At 41.7% G+C, this 18,268-nt stretch carries 20 protein-coding genes; 15 read left to right on the top strand and 5 right to left on the bottom strand.

Annotated elements, in window-relative coordinates:
- Window positions 1-15: 15 nt before the first annotated feature.
- Window positions 16-996, top strand: coding sequence for a Lin1244/Lin1753 domain-containing protein (locus tag AKA01nite_RS04125; RefSeq protein WP_146924052.1), 981 nt, complete (start codon window positions 16-18; stop codon window positions 994-996).
- 470 nt (window positions 997-1,466) lie between these two features.
- Window positions 1,467-1,976 (top strand): SOUL family heme-binding protein, encoded by a 510-nt coding sequence (locus AKA01nite_RS04120; protein WP_146924051.1) that lies wholly within the window; start codon window positions 1,467-1,469, stop codon window positions 1,974-1,976.
- A 111-nt stretch (window positions 1,977-2,087) separates the two neighbouring features.
- On the opposite strand, the gene AKA01nite_RS04115 is transcribed toward AKA01nite_RS04120, so the two are convergent.
- Window positions 2,088-3,704, bottom strand: a complete 1,617-nt coding sequence (locus tag AKA01nite_RS04115) for an alpha/beta hydrolase (protein ID WP_146924050.1) — start codon at window positions 3,702-3,704, stop codon at window positions 2,088-2,090.
- 204 nt (window positions 3,705-3,908) lie between these two features.
- Here AKA01nite_RS04115 and AKA01nite_RS04110 point away from each other — a divergent pair, with 204 nt between their 5' ends.
- From AKA01nite_RS04110 to AKA01nite_RS09425, 3 genes are all read left to right on the top strand, one after another.
- Complete coding sequence (locus AKA01nite_RS04110) at window positions 3,909-4,187, top strand: DUF427 domain-containing protein (RefSeq protein WP_146924049.1); 279 nt, start codon at window positions 3,909-3,911, stop codon at window positions 4,185-4,187.
- 133 nt (window positions 4,188-4,320) lie between these two features.
- Window positions 4,321-4,791 carry a SixA phosphatase family protein gene (locus AKA01nite_RS04105; protein ID WP_146924048.1) on the top strand — a complete coding sequence of 157 codons (471 nt, stop codon included), beginning with the start codon at window positions 4,321-4,323 and terminating at the stop codon, window positions 4,789-4,791.
- A 4-nt stretch (window positions 4,792-4,795) separates the two neighbouring features.
- Window positions 4,796-4,930, top strand: a complete 135-nt coding sequence (locus AKA01nite_RS09425) for a hypothetical protein (RefSeq protein ID WP_281282438.1) — start codon at window positions 4,796-4,798, stop codon at window positions 4,928-4,930.
- Between the two features lie 586 nt (window positions 4,931-5,516).
- On the opposite strand, the gene AKA01nite_RS04100 is transcribed toward AKA01nite_RS09425, so the two are convergent.
- Both AKA01nite_RS04100 and AKA01nite_RS04095 read right to left on the bottom strand, forming a co-directional pair.
- Window positions 5,517-5,741, bottom strand: a complete 225-nt coding sequence (locus tag AKA01nite_RS04100) for a hypothetical protein (protein WP_146924047.1) — start codon at window positions 5,739-5,741, stop codon at window positions 5,517-5,519.
- A gap of 212 nt (window positions 5,742-5,953) precedes the next feature.
- Window positions 5,954-6,418: a pyridoxamine 5'-phosphate oxidase family protein gene (locus AKA01nite_RS04095; RefSeq protein ID WP_146924046.1), complete on the bottom strand. Its 465-nt coding sequence runs from the start codon at window positions 6,416-6,418 to the stop codon at window positions 5,954-5,956.
- 189 nt (window positions 6,419-6,607) lie between these two features.
- On the opposite strand from AKA01nite_RS04095, the gene rnc reads away from it, so the two are divergent.
- The 7 genes from rnc to AKA01nite_RS04060 all read left to right on the top strand — a co-directional run bounded on the left by rnc (window position 6,608) and on the right by AKA01nite_RS04060 (window position 15,125).
- Window positions 6,608-7,312: a ribonuclease III gene (gene rnc, locus AKA01nite_RS04090; RefSeq protein ID WP_146924045.1), complete on the top strand. Its 705-nt coding sequence runs from the start codon at window positions 6,608-6,610 to the stop codon at window positions 7,310-7,312.
- A 54-nt stretch (window positions 7,313-7,366) separates the two neighbouring features.
- Window positions 7,367-10,924 carry a chromosome segregation protein SMC gene (gene smc, locus AKA01nite_RS04085; protein ID WP_186805086.1) on the top strand — a complete coding sequence of 1,186 codons (3,558 nt, stop codon included), beginning with the start codon at window positions 7,367-7,369 and terminating at the stop codon, window positions 10,922-10,924.
- Between the two features lie 21 nt (window positions 10,925-10,945).
- On the top strand, window positions 10,946-11,758 hold the full coding sequence (locus AKA01nite_RS04080; protein ID WP_146924043.1) for a Cof-type HAD-IIB family hydrolase: 813 nt from the start codon (window positions 10,946-10,948) through the stop codon (window positions 11,756-11,758).
- A 56-nt stretch (window positions 11,759-11,814) separates the two neighbouring features.
- Complete coding sequence (gene ftsY, locus AKA01nite_RS04075; RefSeq protein ID WP_146924042.1) at window positions 11,815-12,936, top strand: signal recognition particle-docking protein FtsY; 1,122 nt, start codon at window positions 11,815-11,817, stop codon at window positions 12,934-12,936.
- A 42-nt stretch (window positions 12,937-12,978) separates the two neighbouring features.
- Window positions 12,979-13,326 (top strand): putative DNA-binding protein, encoded by a 348-nt coding sequence (locus AKA01nite_RS04070; protein ID WP_146924041.1) that lies wholly within the window; start codon window positions 12,979-12,981, stop codon window positions 13,324-13,326.
- 7 nt (window positions 13,327-13,333) lie between these two features.
- Entirely contained in the window at window positions 13,334-14,818 is a 1,485-nt protein-coding gene (gene ffh / locus AKA01nite_RS04065) for a signal recognition particle protein (protein WP_146924040.1), read from the top strand.
- A 106-nt stretch (window positions 14,819-14,924) separates the two neighbouring features.
- Window positions 14,925-15,125: a hypothetical protein gene (locus tag AKA01nite_RS04060; RefSeq protein ID WP_246116982.1), complete on the top strand. Its 201-nt coding sequence runs from the start codon at window positions 14,925-14,927 to the stop codon at window positions 15,123-15,125.
- 151 nt (window positions 15,126-15,276) lie between these two features.
- On the opposite strand, the gene AKA01nite_RS04055 is transcribed toward AKA01nite_RS04060, so the two are convergent.
- A complete protein-coding gene (locus AKA01nite_RS04055; RefSeq protein WP_146924039.1) occupies window positions 15,277-16,632 on the bottom strand; it encodes an FAD-dependent oxidoreductase in 1,356 nt (451 codons plus the stop codon).
- Window positions 16,633-16,740: 108 nt separating this feature from the next.
- Window positions 16,741-17,058 carry a hypothetical protein gene (locus AKA01nite_RS04050; RefSeq protein ID WP_146924038.1) on the bottom strand — a complete coding sequence of 106 codons (318 nt, stop codon included), beginning with the start codon at window positions 17,056-17,058 and terminating at the stop codon, window positions 16,741-16,743.
- Between the two features lie 163 nt (window positions 17,059-17,221).
- On the opposite strand from AKA01nite_RS04050, the gene AKA01nite_RS04045 reads away from it, so the two are divergent.
- From AKA01nite_RS04045 to AKA01nite_RS04035, 3 genes are all read left to right on the top strand, one after another.
- Complete coding sequence (locus AKA01nite_RS04045; protein ID WP_146924037.1) at window positions 17,222-17,419, top strand: hypothetical protein; 198 nt, start codon at window positions 17,222-17,224, stop codon at window positions 17,417-17,419.
- Between the two features lie 209 nt (window positions 17,420-17,628).
- Window positions 17,629-17,901: a 30S ribosomal protein S16 gene (gene rpsP / locus AKA01nite_RS04040; RefSeq protein WP_146924036.1), complete on the top strand. Its 273-nt coding sequence runs from the start codon at window positions 17,629-17,631 to the stop codon at window positions 17,899-17,901.
- A 113-nt stretch (window positions 17,902-18,014) separates the two neighbouring features.
- Window positions 18,015-18,260 carry a KH domain-containing protein gene (locus AKA01nite_RS04035; RefSeq protein WP_146924035.1) on the top strand — a complete coding sequence of 82 codons (246 nt, stop codon included), beginning with the start codon at window positions 18,015-18,017 and terminating at the stop codon, window positions 18,258-18,260.
- Window positions 18,261-18,268: the final 8 nt, after the last annotated feature.

Genomic DNA, 18,268 nt, shown 5'->3' with positions numbered 1-18,268 from the left:
AAGAGAGTGTTTAACATGGCGCGACCACTACAGACTGGCTTGACTTATTTTCCACTGGATGTATCGATCGATCAAGATGACAAGATCGCTTTGATCGAATCGGATTTTGGCCTGGAAGGCTTTGCGGTGACGATCAAACTGTTGATGAAGATCTATGCGGAAGGGTATATGTACCACTGGGGAGAGAAGGAATTGAAGTTGTTCAGTCGAAAAATCGGGGTGGAGGTGTCACTTGTTTCTGCGATCGTTGATGCAGGATTGCGGTGGGGCCTATTCAGTCAGTCCTTGTTCGATGACTACGGCATACTGACGAGTCGCGGCATCCAGAAGCGTTACTTTGAAGCAGTGAGCCGTCGTAAAAACGTGAGCGCTGTGAAAGAGTATTTCCTGCTGACAGAACAAGATTCTGAAAAGTACACCAACTTGTCTGTCGTCTCCCTTTTTCCTGAAAGCCTTGCCGAAACCCCTTTAGAAGAGGCACCTTTGGACTCAGCCGAATTAATGTCAACATTAACTACACAAAGTATAGTAAAGGAAAGTAGAGAAAAAGATAGTAAATCATCAGGCGAAATTGAAAAAGAAGCACCAAAGACCGATGACGATGATGTGACTATCTTAGACAGTTATTCAAGAAAGATCGAAACCCCGACCCATGAAGTGAAACGTCAGTTAAACGACTGGCTAGGGGTATTTAAGGCACCCGTTATTCTTGAAGCGATCGAGCGGACGCAACAGAACGGGAAGAACTATCGGTATTTGCATGCGATCCTCTTGGACTTCAAGCGCAAGCACGTCAAGACCCTGGCCGACCTTGTAGCTTATGATGTAGCTTTTAAACGTCAGAAACAAAGAGGCACTTCTGGACCAGTCAAGCAGGAATCCTTGCCGCTATGGACCTCTTCAGATCATAAAGCCAGTGATGAGCCTGCAAACGAAGCGACGACTCAGAACATCAAAGACACCCTTGAACGCATACGAAGCAAAAAGAGGGAATAGGAGAGGGAAAAGCTTTAAAAAAGCCGAATACTCCGCTTTCTTGGGTAGAGGATCTCAAGAGTCTTTAAACGTTTTTGATTCAACTGGTTTTTGGGTCGTAATCGTTATAAGTGACTGACCAATTTGCCTTCACTTGTAACGAAAAAGCCTAATCGGTACAAGTGACCGAGATATTCTGCCTCACTTATTAAGAAAAAGACGAATCTTTACAAGTGGGCGGTAAACCGTGCCTCACTTGTAAAGAAAACTGGAATAGAACAGGTCAAGAAACCTTAACCAGCGCAGTGATGGCGGTTCGGGAAAACTTTGGTTTGAAGGCAACGACTAGTCCGAAGCAAGTCCCGGACTGATCTACTTTGTCCAGCATTCCCCAAGCCGCCTTAGTGCGTCTTCACGTGGCTCGAGACTGCTGCTGTGGTAAACTGGCAGTGTAAACCATTGATGATCACTTAACCGAACGGAGTGATGACATGAGTAAATATGAGACCCCTGACTATGAGATACTGGAGAAAGAGAGTGACTTTGAGCTGCGGAAGTACAGGCAATTTTACATCGTAGCCTATGATAACCGCAAGGATCCGAATGTCGACCGGGGCTTTCGGACCTTGTTCAAGTACATCTCCAGCGAGAACGAAGCGAATGAAAAGATCGCGATGACGGTGCCGGTGATCCAGGAAGAGACAGAGGAGAACCGGAAGATGGCGTTCGTCGTGCCCAAGGCTTACTGGGACCGGGTGCCGCAGCCGAAAGATCCCAATCTTAAAGTGGAACGGTTTGAAGAAGGGCTGTTTACAGTCGTTCGTTTTTCTGGCAACCGAAGCCAGACGAAAGAGCAAAGCATGAAGAAGCGGCTGGACAAGTGGGTAGCGGACAAGGGCCGGATCAAAGCATCATCTTTCATGCTGGCGTCTTACAACGGACCATTTACGCTGCCGCCGTTCAAACGAAACGAGATCTGGGTCAGAGTCAAGGAGGCATAGGAACGAAGTATATTATACGCACAGAAAAACACGTGCAGCCTGGCAAGGGATGACCTTTGCACGCTGCACGTGTTCCTTTTCGCATTGTAATTTGCGGCTGATTAAATCGTCTTACTTAAACTGGTACATAAAGCGTTCCATATAATAGATGAAGGTCTGGTTATAGAAGCCCGGGAAATAAATATCACTCGCATGGGCACCGTAAGGCATCCAGAGTATGGCGAAGGCTTCGTTGTCTTCTTCAAGGTAAGCCTGCTTGAACTCTTTGGCGATCTGCGGGTCAACGAAACCGTCCCGGTCGCCTTGAAAGAGAAGAACAGGCGGACTGTTCGAATCGACCAGCTGCTTTGGATCGACCAGTTCGTCTGTGCCGCTGATGTCCCGGTGATGCGAGAGATCATTGGCTGGGTAATAGGGGATGAGGCCCTGGACGCTGATCCGTGGATCGATAAGGTCTGTGTAGTCACCGCTTGCTTGAGCCAGGGCCAAGGCACTTGCCAAGTGTCCGCCGGCTGAACCGCCTGAGATGAAGACGGAATCGATGTCAGCACCGTAATCTTCTTTATTTTCTGCTAGATACGTCGTAAAAATGCTTAAATGTCTTACCATATCATCTATAGAAAATGTGCCATAAACCTCATCAGGTCCTGATAAAAACAGGGCGGACTGACCACGTTTTTCCAAGCCATACTGGACATCGAATACAATGTATCCTTGTGAGGCGAAGTATTTATTGATTTGTGAAAAGTTGAAAGCTCCTTTATCACCCGTACTCCATCCACCTCCATGGATACGGATAAGGACAGATCCCTCTCCAGGTAATTCTTCTGCCTTTTCCTGAGGTGTATAGGCATCAAATCTGAGTTTCAGCCCGTCATCTATTCCTTCAGTGCCTTCATAAAACAGAACATCTTCTTCGAGTGAATAGTCGTCAGACGGAGATCCAAAGAAAAAAGCCGGGATTGATACAGGAACATCTCTAAACTCAGTTATATTATCATCAAAAGACTTCCATTCGTTTCCAAAAGCTTCGGTGTAGTTTTCTTCTGCTTCGTTTAACATGGAGGGGATAGACAGAAAGGGCAGAGCAAAGAGTATGTATAATACTACGCCAAATGCACCTAAGGAGTACGTGATGATCGAATGCTTTTTAACGTTTATGAGGTTCAATGACATGCCGGAAATGCTGAGAAAAATCAGACTATAAAACAAGCTGTAAGGAGATAAACCGGCTTCTATCAAACTGACAGGAATGTTCGTCAACATGATCAATGCGAGTAATCCACCAACAAGCATTAAAAAAGAGAGCAATAGCAGTAGGGCGATCCTCGTTTTTCTGTATGTTTTTAAAGCCTGCTCAATGTTGTCTGTTTTGTTTTGGCTACTGAAAGACTTACTTGTCAACCTCGCACCGATAATCAAGAGTAAAACCATGATAGCGATCGATAAAATACTTTGGGAAGAGTGATTGGCTGGATCCAGAGAAGTGACGGTATTTAAGCCCATGACAATAAGTAATCCGAAACTTGACAGAAGAAGATAAGAGAAGCGCCACTTCTTTTTTTGCTTTATAAAAGTAGCGGCCAGTATGTTACTAGTCAGAGTTAGGATCAAGATCAAGCCATAAACGTTCGCGTAAATACTTGGGCCGGGCACAAAGAAATAAACAAGACTTGCCACTATAGAAATAATATTCAATACAAATAAAGACTTCAACGAGTGAGCCATAATTTTACTCCCTTCTAAAATGATATCAATAGATTTATCAATGCTTTAATTAGTCTCATTGTAGTGAATAAAGTTGAATGATGCAACTAGTATAATCAGATAAGGCTTCGGTGTAATGAGAATTGGGGTCAAAAGTGTTAAAACTTTAAATGAAGTGATAGTGTGCCTTATAATAAGTGTAAGTTAAGAAAGGGAGGAATCAACATGAAAGCCATTTTAAATGATACAGTACTGGCAGAAAGTAGTAATACAGAAGTCGTTGAGGATAATCACTATTTCCCGAGAGAAGATGTCAAAACAGACTATTTAAAAGAAAGTGACAAGGAATATACGTGTCCGTGGAAAGGTGAGGCGACTTACTATCATATCGATACAGGCGAAGAGCGTAAAGAAAACGGTGCCTGGTCGTATGAAGATCCAAAAGACGCTGCCAAAAACATTACCGGCTATATCTGTTTCGATAAATCACTGGTTACTGATTAACATTTGGCTCTGCTCATTTTAATTATGGGACGGAGCTTTTTCTAAACCAGTCAGACTATAGATTACACAAGGTTTAGTACGTGGTTACATGTAAAAATTAGTTGTTATTACACGAATAGAAAGGGATATTAAAATGACTAAAGAGATACTATTCGTCCGACATGGAAAGGCTGAAGACAGATCAGCGGGTACAAGTGATGCGAACCGACAGCTTACAGAAAAAGGAAAAAAAGAATTTCGTTCCTTTGTTTCATCCGTTAAAAAAGAGCTGGAATCGGATAAGGCAGTTAGCGTTTGGACGAGTCCGATGGAGCGTGCGAAGCAAACAACAGAAATCTTAAGCGAACAGATGAATTGGCCAGACGCCGAAGAAAAAGAGTTTATCGTTAAAGGTGACTTCAAAGCTTTGATGGAAGACGTAAAAGCAGCAGAGCCAAATACCCGCATTGTTTGTGTCGGCCATAAACCCATACAAGGAATCTGGATAAAGGAACTGACCGGTAATTCTTATGCCTTCAAAAAAGGCGGCATGGCATTGGTGCGGTTGAATGAAAGGGACGCGAATCAAGGCGAATTGGTTTGGGAAGACAAGCCGGACTCATAAACTTATGGCTGGTATTGATTTGAGTTTAACTAAACGTATTCTCTGTCCTCTGAGTGGTCACTATATCAGTTCCGTTTTGACCACTCAGATGAATAGAAGAATTGAAATGCCTATACAAGAGCTGTTTGGTTCCAACTGAAAGGAAAGTTGATGTTGAGCGGTAACTAAAAGCGTAAGTAACGTCAACTCAGATTAGTCGCTTTTTTGAGATGATAGAATATCACACTTTTATTGCCTGCTCATCGGAAAATACAGCTCAGTTCGATGGATAAATGTTTTTTAGCCCATCCATTACTAAATAAGTCTGAACTGTAGATATAAATACTTGAAAATTTAATTCAATAGAAGTTATAGAGTTCATACGAGCTATAAAGCGCGTATGTTCCTTTTTAATCATTCAATTATGATGAAACTGACCAAGGTTAGTTTTTTCTTTACAGACTAAACGAAATCAATGAACTCCATCCGTTTGTTTCCAAAGCGGACGGGGTGTTTAATGTTTAAACTTAATTACTCGGGTGCATAACACTTGCAACAGCTATCCGTAAAAAAACTGTTTTACAAACAGATGAACCACATGTAACCTCGTTTGACATTATGTTATCCTTTAGTATGAAGTAACGCATGTGGAAGAGAAAATAAGAAGATCCTAAAAGTTTTTAAAACAAAAAAAGCAGTCACGCAAAAGATTTTGCGGACCGCTTTAAAATAAGTATATCGAGCAATTATAAGCACAAGACTAAATTGTCAGTGTTTATATAATTCTCTATTTCAGTGTATAATACTTGTGCTTCGTGACGTTCGCTTTTTGTGACATCTGCTGAGTCACTGAGATAGAGAACATCGAGCGTTTCGAGTTGAGTGATAAGCAGATCGACTTTTTTCGGAAAGGCGATGACTGGAGAGGCTTTAATGGCTTGAAAGTTGCTTTTTACATCGTTTAATCCCATTACTGTACCTCCTTGTTTTTATTATTCCTTTGTTTATGATACCACATTACTTGTGTAGTAAGTAACCGATCATGTGACATTATTGACTGAATTTGTTCATATTTATACTGCTGACCACCTACATAAAGAAGAAAATATGACAGCAAAAGCCCAGAGCAGGAAGTCAGGCACTTCCTGCTCTGGGCATGTTCAGCATATTGATTTAAATGTACTTAAACATCTAAGGCATCATTTTCTCCAAGATCAGCTTTTTTATCGGTCGTCATGGCTTTGGTAAATTCAAAGGTATTGGTAAATATGTTATCGGAAGTCCAGTACTCGATACTATCCATGTCAACTTTTAAGAGGATGATCTGGTCATCTTCCGGTTCGCTTTCGAAAAATGCTTCCAGTGGTTTTGACCATAATTCTTTTTTCTTTTCTGCATCATTAACCACAGAGACGTTTCCGCTAACAGAGAGGTACTCATCACCCGTAAATGACACATTAACTACATCATTCTTTTTCAATTCCTCGATTTTTTCGGCATTCCTTCTTGAAAAGAACCAGAGTACATCGTCTTTGATGTCTCCCTGACGGGTCATCGGGTGGCTTACGAGCTTGCCTTGTTCATTAATATTGGTCATCATACCGATATCGTAATTTCTGATCAAATCATAAATGTCTGCTTTTTTCAAAACTAAACACTCCTTTAGTATTTTTTACTTTGGAATAATCCTACGTTTTAATTTTAAAATATAAAAGGAATTATATGAAGCAATAAGACTTACAAGATACATATTCATTGTGTTGCCTTGTTTATTTTTCCTTTGAAATCAAGTATAATTATCAGGGAATGCTATTTTTTTTAAAGGAGGGAAAATGAAATGACAAAAAAGTTAGTGAACCATATAGAAAAAACCTTTGGTGTAACGTTTAATGACGAGTCGATACTAGTCGAAGCGTTTACCCATTCATCCTATGCGAATGATCATCGCGAACAACAGCTCAATAATTTGGAACGCCTTGAATTTCTCGGCGATGCTGTGTTGGAACTGACTGTCTCTGATTACCTTTATCACAAATATCCTGACCAGCCTGAAGGACAACTGACTAGAAAACGTGCATCGATTGTGCGTGCTGAAAGTCTGGCTCAACTTGCCAAAGAGTATAACCTTCATAACTATTTGCGACTAGGCAAAGGGGAAGAACAAATGAACGGTAGAAACCGTCCGTCACTTTTATGTGATGTGTTTGAAGCCTTTATCGGTTCTGTATTTGTGGATCAGGGAATGGATACCGTTCTAAATATATTGAAACAGATATTATTTCCAAAAATTGACTCCGGTGCTTTCTCTCATGGGATGGATCATAAAACAGCGCTTCAGGAACTACTTCAGCAAAATGGTGTCGTGACGATCCAGTACAAGGTCGTTGATAAGCGCGGGCCCGATCATCAGCGTGAGTTTGTGGTAGATGTATTTGTTGAAGGAGATTCATTCGGTCGAGGCATCGGTCGTTCAAAAAAAGCTGCGGAACAGCTGGCGGCTAAACATGCCCTTGATACACTGGAAAAAACGGAACGAAGCTGACGTCTGAATGCAGGCCAGTACTTTTTTATTTGCGGGAGAGGAGAGACTTTTTACGTGCAATTAAAACGATTAGAAATTAAAGGGTTTAAATCTTTTGCTGATAAAACCGTTATTGATTTCACTGATGGGATAACGGCAGTCGTTGGGCCTAATGGCAGCGGGAAATCCAATATTATAGAAGCAATCAGATGGGTCATGGGGGAACAATCGGCTAAGACGCTTCGCGGCGGCCGGATGCACGACGTCATTTTTTCAGGGACCGACTCACGAAAGGCCATCAATATCGCCCAAGTGACCCTTATTCTTGATAATTCCGATAACTTTCTGCCGATAGATTTTGAAGAAGTAAGTATAGGTCGGCGAATCAATCGAAATGGTGACAGTGATTACTTTATCAATAAAGAAAGCTGTCGTCTTAAAGATATCATTGATCTGTTCATGGATTCTGGACTTGGTAAAGAATCGTTTTCGATCATTAGTCAAGGTCAGGTGGAAGCCATTTTCAACAGCAAGGCAGAAGACCGTCGTGCGATATTTGAAGAGGCAGCGGGTGTTTTTAAATACAAGATCGAAAAAGAAAAAGCCGAACGTAAACTGTTTGAAACGCAGGACAATTTGGACCGCGTACAAGACATCCTTTATGAATTAAAGGATCAACTGGAACCTTTAAAAAAACAGAAAGATATCGCTCAGTCTTACCTTTCTCAAAAAGAAGAACTGACGGATCTGGACATTGCCTTATCGGTACTTAAAATCGATCAGTACGTTCTGGAACAAAAAGAAAATAAAGGTAAAATCAATCGCCTTGATCATGACCTTAAGGAACTTGAAGTCAGAATCGGGCAAGAATCCGGCGAATTAAAAAAGAAACGTTCTGAACTGGATGTCATCGAGGAGAAACGGGAAGCGATTCAAGAAAAAATGCTCACCTCTGTTCAGCAAACTGAGCGCACAGAAGCTCAATTGCGTCTGGTTGAAGAAAAGGAGCGTCACCAGGATGCTTTCTTATCCGAAAAAGAGAACAGCTTGAAAAAAGAGCAGATCCGTCTCGCTACTTTGAATGATGACTATGACACGCTTAAAGTAGCCTATGAAAAACAGTCGGCCCAGGCTGAAAAACTGAAAAAAGAAAGAGACAGATTCACCAGCCAACTGGAACGTTTGATGGGTAACAAGGATGAGGCCATCGAAGGGCTCCGCAGCGAATACATGGATGCGATGCAGCTGAAAACCTCTTTGAAAAATGAAGAGATGTACCTGGAACGTGAACACCAGCAAGCACAAATCAATACGAAAAAGTACCGTAAAGCACTGGACAAGGTGGATCAAAATCTTGACGAAAAACGAGTGGAGCATCAAGAAAACGATAAGGCTCTGACTGAAATTAAATCCGAGATAGATGATCTTTTAAAAACATACACATCAAAGAAAGACGTTTTGGAACAGACACAGGAGTTATATAAGGAAAAAACAGGGCGGCTGAACCAATTGAATCACGACTTGCAGCGCGCTCAAGCGAAACAGTCCTCGCTTAAAGAAATGCAGGAAAATTACGCCGGGTACTTTGCCGGTGTCAAAGCTATCATGCGAAGTAAGGATAAACAAGAGGGCATCGTTGGAACGGTTGCTGACATGATGGATGTGCCGTCTGAAGTGACTGAAGCCATCGATGTGGTCTTAGGCGCAGCCAGTCAGTTTGTGATCGTGGAAGATGAAAAGGCCGGACGGTCAGCTATTGCATATCTGAAAAACAAAAAAGCTGGACGGGCAACCTTCCTCCCTTTGACGACAATCAAAAAACGTTTCATTTCACCGGGGAAACTGCAGAATGTAAAAGCAATGGATGGGTTTATTGGTGTAGCCAGTGAGCTGATTCATTATGATGACAAAGTTAAAAATGTAATGGAAAACCTTCTTGGACAGACGATCGTTGCGCGTGATCTTCAGTCAGCAAATGCGATTGCCAAGGCCTTAAGCTATACTGTTCGGATCGTTAGTCTCGATGGCGACGTGATGAACGCCGGGGGTTCAATGACTGGTGGTGGAGGCAAGCGTTCCTCCAACGCTCATCTTTTCTCTCAGAAAAAAGAGCAGAAGGTACTGCGCATTGAAATCGATGAGCTGGAACAAAGATATTCCCTGCGTGAAAAAGAAATGCAGACACTTCAGAATAAAATCGACGGAATTAGTCGAGAGCTGGAAAAATTGCGTACAGCCGGTGAAGAAAAGCGCCTGGCCGAACGGCAATTGGAACAAATCGTTGATGGGCTGACCGAAACTCTCCGTCGTTTAGAACGCGAAGCCAAGGGTCTGCAGTTTGAATTGGAAGAAGCAGAGAGAGAAGAGACAGAGGTTACGGCTAATCTGAAAGATGTGAAAGAAAATCGTAAGCTTTCAGAAACTGAGCTTGAAAGACTGAAACACGAGCTGGATCAGCTGACGAATGAAAAAGAGGATAAACAGGTTCAAAAAGAACGTCTGGAACGTGAACGCGATGTGGTGAGTGAGCAGTGGAACAAAGAACGTGAAACCCTTGCCTCAACGCGGTCAAAAGTTGAAGGGATCAAGTCACAAATCAAAGAGGCTAAAGTATCTCTTTCTAATATAAAAGCAGAACTGACCCAGTTACAAGAGGGCGGCCAGCTGGAATCAAAAGAAGATCTACATGAAAAACTTGAATTGTTGAAGTTGGAATCAGAACAGTTGAAAGTACAGGAAAATGCATTGAAAACGAAACACAGCGCATTGGATGAGCGGGTCCGCAGCCTTGATGAATCCGTAACGTACGCAATTCAGCGCAAGTCTGAACTGACTGATCAAAAAAATAAGCTGGATATCGCTTTATCCCGTTCAGATGTCTCGATGGATCACCTTTTGGAATATTTGTCAGAAGAGTATGCTGTTAGTTATGAGGAAGCCAAAGCGAACCAGCCGGAAAACATCGACCCGGGAGATACAAAAAAACGGGTGAAACTGTTGAAGCGGGGTATCGAAGAGTTGGGTCCAGTCAATATTGGGGCGATCGAGGAGTACGAACGTGTTTCAGAACGTCATGATTTCCTGGCTGCCCAGCAGACTGATTTACTTGAAGCTAAAGAAAAATTGTATGACACAATGGATCAGATGGATAAGGAAGTCAAGCGACGCTTTTTTGAAACTTTCAGCCAAGTGAAAGAACAGTTTGCGCTCGTCTTTCCACGCATGTTCGGAGGCGGTAAAGCGGAACTGCGTCTGACTGACCCGGATGATTTACTTCACTCAGGGATCGAGATCATTGCACAGCCACCAGGAAAGCGTCTGCAGTCTTTGAGTCTGTTATCCGGAGGCGAACGCGCATTGACTGCTCTGTCTTTACTTTTTGCTATTATCCAAGTAAAGCCGATCCCTTTCTGTATTTTAGATGAAGCGGAAGCAGCCTTGGACGAAGCTAATGTGACCCGGTTTGGTCGTTATCTTCATGAATTTGCATCAGATACACAGTTTATCGTTATTACCCACCGCAAGGGAACGATGGAAGAAGCAGATTCACTTTACGGGGTGACTATGCACGAAAAAGGGGTATCACAACTTGTCTCTGTCCATCTCAAGGATGCCATAGAAACAGTTACCTAATAACTTTTTACGGAGGAAAATATGTCTATTAAACTCGTTGCCATCGACTTAGATGGTACTTTACTTAACTCGAATCACGAGGTGTCTTTTGAAAACAAGGAAGCGATCAGGAAAGCGAAGGAACAGGGCGTCAAGGTCGTTCTCGTTACCGGCCGTCCTTTGAAAGCGATGCTGCATATTCTAGAGGCGTGCAACTTAACTGATGCAGGAGATATTGCCTTAACCTATAATGGCGGATTGGTGCAGTGGACGCAAAGTGGTGAAACGCTGAATCAAATCGTTTTCCAGAAAGATGAATCCATAGATATTTATAAACTGAGTCAGGATCTGGGCCTTCCATGTAACTTTATCGATTTGAATACGGTCTACGAACCGCCTTACCCTAAAGGCAAACCGTCCCGCTATCCAGAAGTGATGCATGCTTTACCATTTGAACCGATCGATATGACGGATTTACCGGAAGAATTCCCGATCAATAAAATTGTTTACTGCTGGGATCAGGAAGAACTGGATGAAAAAATCAAAGAAATCCCAAACATCTACCGAGAACGCTATAATTTGATTAAATCACGTCCCAATTTACTTGAATTCATGCCTAAGTCGATCGATAAAGGCAAGGGGCTTGAGCTTCTTTCTGAGATTTTGGACATCAGTGTGGATGATATGATGGCGATCGGTGACCAGGAAAATGACTTGGCTATGGTGCAGCGTGCCGGTACAGGGGTGGCAATGGAGAATGCTGTGCCGATTGTTAAAGATGCTGCTCAAATCATCACCAAAACAAATGATGCGCATGGTGTGGCTTATGCTATTGAAAAATATGTGTTAAACTGATTCTATTAAGACACAACGCTATTAAAACAAACAGAGCATAGAAAGAGTGAGACATTATGGGATTATTTGATAAAATCAAATCAGCTTTTACCGGTTCAGACAAGCAAAAGGACACAGTAAGAGACGAGAAGCTAAGTGGAGCAGCACCCGCTTCTAAAGAGGAACAAGTTGAAAAAGTCACAGAAATAAGCGAAAAATCTACAGCTGAAAACACGACTTTGGAACCAAAAAATGATAAAAAAGAGACCGAACACTATGAAAAAGGCTTAAAGAAATCGCGAGTGAGTTTTACTCGTCGACTAAATGAATTATTAGCCAATTTCCGTTATGAAGATGAGGAGTTCTTTGAAGAACTTGAGGATCTGCTCATCGAATCAGACGTCGGATTCGAAGCAACGATGCATATTGCGGACACTTTGCGTTACGAATCTAAAGTCCAGAACGTCAAGAGCATGAAAGATGCGGAACGTGTGATTGTATCAACAATGGTCGATATGTACGGCGAAACGAATCCGGATCACCATTACTTTAATGAAAACAAAGACGGCTTGACTGTTGTATTATTTGTCGGCGTCAATGGTGTGGGGAAAACAACCACCATCGCTAAAATGGCTCATGAATATATCGAAAAAGGTCAGAAAGTCGTTATGGCTGCCGGAGATACCTTCCGAGCCGGTGCGATCGAACAGTTACATGTCTGGGGAGACCGCGTGGGAGCAGAAGTCGTGTCAACCAAACAAGGCGGAGACCCTGCGGCTGTTGTGTATGATGGGATCGAAACGGCCAGAAACAGTGGTGCCGATTTATTACTCATCGATACTGCCGGACGTCTACAAAACAAGAAAAACTTGATGAACGAACTGGAAAAAATGAAACGGGTCATTTCAAGAGAAATCCCGGATGCTCCGCACGAAACGCTATTGGTCCTGGATGCAACGACCGGACAGAATGCCTTGAACCAAGCCAAGATATTTAAAGAAACCACAGATGTCACCGGAATCGTCTTGACGAAAATGGATGGGACGGCTAAAGGTGGGATCGTGCTGGCGATTGGTAAGGAACTGGGTATCCCAGTGAAATTCGTGGGTTTAGGTGAAACAATGAATGACCTTCATCCATTCGATACAGAGAAGTTTGCTTATGGATTATTCAAGGAATTGATCGAACAAACGGCCTAAAAGCGCTTTGTAGAGCGTTCAAAGGATAAAGGAGCCGACCCAATGGAACTGGAAAAAACATTACGTATGAATCAGCTGTTTTCTTTTTACCGACCGCTCCTCACAAAAAAGCAGCAGGAATACATGCAGCTTTACTATGGTGATGACTATTCGCTCGGAGAAATTGCTGATGCCTTTTCGGTGAGTCGTCAAGCCGTTTATGATAATATCAAACGTTCGGAAACAATTCTAAAAAATTACGAAGACAAATTGCATCTGGTTTCCGATTTTCTAAAAAAGCAAGAAGTATTACAAAAATTAAGTCATTATGTAAAAAAAAACTACGAAGAAGATACTCAGTTGCTTGATTATATTCAGGCGATTCGTAAAGAGATCATGAGAGAGGAATGAAGCCAGAATGGCCTTTGAAGGATTAACTGGACGTCTGCAGGATGCCTTTTCCGGACTGCGTAAAAAAGGGAAAGTAACTGAGGCAGATGTCAAAGACGTCATGCGAGAAGTAAGGCTCGCTTTACTGGAAGCCGACGTCAACTATAAGGTAGTAAGAAATTTTGTTAAAACCGTTCGCGAAAAAGCACTTGGTGAAGAAGTACTTGGCAGCCTCAATGGCGGACAGCAAGTCGTTAAGATCGTTAATGATGAACTGACTGAATTAATGGGTGGCGAGCAGGAAAAAATCATTTTTGCCGAACCAGGACAAGGCCCGACTGTTTATATGATGACGGGTCTCCAGGGTGCCGGTAAAACGACCACTGCTGGGAAACTAGCGAACTATTTAAGGAAATATGAGAAGAAAAAACCGATGATGGTCGCAGCTGATATTTACCGTCCAGCGGCTATAGACCAGCTGCAGACCGTGGGGCGTGACTTGGATATTCCTGTTTTCAGTATGGGAGATCAGGTCAGTCCTGTTGAGATCGCAAAAAAAGGGTTGGAAGAAGCAATTGCTGAAAACCGCGACGTCGTTATCATTGATACGGCTGGTCGTTTGCATATCGACGAAACGTTGATGGATGAACTTGAAGATGTCAAAAAAGCCGTTAACCCTAATGAGATCTTTTTGGTTGTCGATGCCATGACCGGACAGGACGCTGTCAATGTGGCTGATTCCTTTAACGAACGTTTAAGCATTACAAGTGTCATCTTGACAAAATTAGACGGTGACACACGTGGTGGTGCAGCGCTATCTATTCGTTCCGTTACCAACAAACCAATAAAATTTACGGGTACCGGTGAGAAACTAGACGCACTGGAGCCTTTCTATCCAGATCGTATGGCCAATCGAATTCTTGGCATGGGTGATATTCTGACGCTGATCGAACGAGCTCAGCAGGAAGTCGATGAAGAACGTGCCGAAGAGATGGCAGCCAAAATGCGTGAGAACCGTTATGACTTCAATGACTTTATCGAGCAGATGGATCAGATGCAGAATATGGGGCCTTTGGAAGATATTATCAAGATGATCCCGGGGATGAATAATCTGCCTGGCATGGATAACTTTGAAGTGGATCCTAAAGACATGGCTCACATGAAAGCCATTGTAATGTCCATGACGAATGAAGAGCGGGAAAATCCGGATCTTTTATCTCAAAAACGTCGCCGCCGTATAGCTAAAGGTTCGGCTAGAGATATCGCAGAAGTCAATCGTTTGATCAAGCAGTTCAAGCAGTCCAAAGAAATGATGGGCAAGATGTCCAACGGCAAAATGGGCGGCATGGAAAAAATGCTTGGTAAATTAGGCGGTGGCAAAGGCAAGCTCGGAAAGATGGGCAAAGGCATGGGCGGCATGGGTGATATGCTCGGTGGCCTTGGTGGTGGAAACGCTGGTTCTGGTGGCAAGAAGAAGAAAAAGAAGAAGAAAAAAGTCAGACGCAAAAGATAGCAAAGGAAAGCAAAAGAAAGCAGGCATCAGGCCTGCTTTTTTCATACACATTTTTCGTTATTTCTGTTACGTTAGAGATAATAGAAACAATGAAAGGGAGATAGACTTGAAAAAGAAGACATTCTGGCTTTTAGCGATAGGCTACAGTCTACTTACATTCTTATTACATAATGTTTTAGATACTTTCCTGGGTGAGATATTGATGCAAATCAGTTATTTTGGCTTATTGTATGTGGTTGTGTGGTTCATCTATTCGATCATTTCATTCGGTATCAAACAGTTTATTTACAACCGGAAGCACAAGTAGTAATTAACGAAGCGATTTAGGTCGGATAGGCTAGGTTAATGCTTAGTTTAAATATAAATAGTAGTCACTGTAAACTCTTGAACTAGAAAAAGCTCCCCTTACCTCTATAACACTAGAGGGAGGGGAGCTTTCAGCGTAACTTTGAAGCTTATTAGAATAACATATTGTCGCTGCCGTAGGTTTCTCCAGAAGCTTGCTGTGCAAGGACGTTCAAGAAGTTCCATGGACGATTGAATTCTGGCTGGAAGAAGAAGTCGGCGAATGCTAACTGTTCCAATGTCCATCCAGCAGAAATCACTACAGAAAGTGTATTGATAGCTGGTGTGATATCATAAGTCGACATCAACTGTGCACCGACGATACGCTTGCTATCTGTTTCAAAATGAATTTTCATCATAACTTTTTCGTCATCACCCATAAATTTAGGGCGTAGTTTTTCTTCTACATACTTGCTTGAAACTTCTGCTTCCACACTGTCGCTGTCAATATCTTTAACACCTGTTGAAGCGAATTTGTGTGAGAAGAGAGAGAGTCCGGATGTACCAGAAACTTCTGGCATTTTCATCTTCTTATCACCCATGTTTTTAGCTGCAACGACTGCTTGGCGTCGTGCATTTGATGCTAAGGCAATCAATTTATCTCCGTTATTTGGAGCGAAAGGAATCTTGGTAGCATCACCAGCTGCATAGATATCTTTTTCAGATGTCTGCATGTATTCATCGACAACGACTGTTCCGTCTTCGTTCAAGTCTAAAATACCATCTAGCCATTTGGTATTAGGACGAACGCCGGCAGAAAGGATAACGGTGTCAACATCATACTCACCTTTATTGGTAACGACTTTTTTGACTTTGCCATTTTCGCCAACGATTTCTTTGACCATTTCATCCGTACGGACATTGATACCTTGATCGCGCATTTCATCTTCAAGGACGTCTGTGAATTCTTTATCCAGATATGTTTTCAGCACACGATCGAGTGCATCGATAACGGTAACTTCGATACCGGCTTTTGCAAAAGCTTCAACCACTTCAATACCGATATATCCAGCACCAACGACAACGGCTTTTTTCGAATCAGCCATGCGTGCTTTTATTTTTTCTGCCCAATTTCTTCCGCGAACGTAGAAGGCGTTTTCTAAATCTGTCCCTGGGATAGGTAGTTCTACAGGTTTAGCCCCAGGTGATAAGAACAACTTGTCGTAACTTTCTTCTGTTTCACCATCGTCGGTTTTAACCGTGATCGTTTTGTCTTTGGAATTGATGCCCACAACATCACTATTCATGTGTACATGAACGCCTTGTTCTTTGAAAGACTGTTCAGTTGCATAATGAAGCTGGTCGGCATGTTTGCTGATACCTTCTAAATAACTCTGAATGCCGCAGGACAGAAATGAAGCAGTGGATCCTCGTTCATACAGATGTACTTCTGCATCCGGATGATCCTTCAAAAGTGTTTCTGTTGCTTCGTATCCAGCGTGAGATGTGCCTACTACGATAAATTTCATTGAAAATTCCTCCTATTATAATAAAATAATATGTATATTTACATACTTTAATTATTTTAACAAAATACATCTTACTTATAAAATAATATGCCCATAGAATTCAAGTCTTTAACCGTTTTTAACCAGTCTTTTTCCTGCTCCACTAATTTTTTTCAATTCCTCTAATTCTTCTTCTGAAGCTTTTTCAGTCGTTGTGACTAACTTACTTACTTGCTGAGGGCTTAATCCGAGCATTTTTTCAAGTTCTTCCTCAGAAAGTATACGCCTATTTATATAGTTTTCTACTCGTGCCGTATACATAATAGACTCAATTTTTCTGTCAGATAGGCTTTCATCAATTGAAAATTCTAGTTGCAAGAGCTCTTTAAGGGAAGAGAGATCAAGTAACACGCCGATTCCTTTCGCAAAATTTTTTATCTGACGCATAATAAAATCCTGGTCTTCGTATGACATAGAAATCACTCCTCATTTAGTATGACTATAGCATGATTGATCGTATATTTCTCTTAATAGAATCAGTAAATCATATTCAAAGAGATATATCTGTGGTAAATTAATAGTGATCATTGTGAAAGAGGAGGGGAAAATTGTGTCAAATAATGGATTTTTAAAAAGTGGTTTAAACATGGGGATTACTGTTTTTCTAGCATTGATGATAGCTGAATTCACTCCGATAGATAATCTCGCGCTTTTATGGCGTATACTTTTGACTATGTTGATTACAGCTGTTATCTACTTATTAATCAATACATTAAATCCAGTAAAGCACAAAAATGAACAGGGGTAAAAGTCCTAAACTAATGATAAAGTTACTATCAGTTAAATCAGTTAAATCAGTTAAATTTCCTTCTGTAAAGAAAAAACACTTGACGACCTCTACATATCATGATAAGATTACTATCGTGAGTTTGAAAGAGAACGAAACTCAAATAAAAAAGGGTCTTTAAACTTTAAAAGAACGCCTTATTATTTTAAATAGCAGGAGGTGCAAGTATAATGGCAGTAAAAATCCGTATGAAACGCATGGGTTCAAAAAGAAACCCGTTTTACCGTTTAGTCGTCGCTGATTCACGTGCTCCACGTGACGGTCGTATTATTGAACAAGTTGGAACGTACAACCCAATTTCAAAACCAGCAGAAGTCAAACTTGATGAAGAGCTCGTTATGAAATGGTTGAGAGATGGCGCTAAACCATCTGACACAGTTAAAACTTTATTATCTAAAGAAGGAATCATCAAACGATTCCACGACGAGAAAAACAGCAAATAATCGTTCGAATTAAATGAAGCATGTGTGAAGAAAAGGCTGGAGCATTGATAACTGAGACTGTTCCATTTCTTTTCTTCATTTTGTATCAAAGCATTTAAACAAAGGATGGTATTATGACTGATACAGAGATGAGAGAATTGATCAGAACCATTGTCGAACCCTTGGTAAGTCATCCTGAAGACGTTAAACTTGATTTAAAAGACACAGATGACTTTCACGAATATTTGTTATCTGTTCATCCAGACGATGTCGGTCGTGTGATCGGTAAACGTGGTCGGATTGCTAAGGCGATTCGTTCTATTGTCTACAGTATCCAATTTGATGGACCTAAGCGTGTCCGTCTGACGATCGTTGATTAATCAATTGA

It is taken from the genome of Alkalibacterium kapii, assembly GCF_007988865.1.
Classification (GTDB): domain Bacteria; phylum Bacillota; class Bacilli; order Lactobacillales; family Carnobacteriaceae_A; genus Alkalibacterium; species Alkalibacterium kapii.
This window is presented reverse-complemented; position numbering and strand designations above follow the sequence as displayed.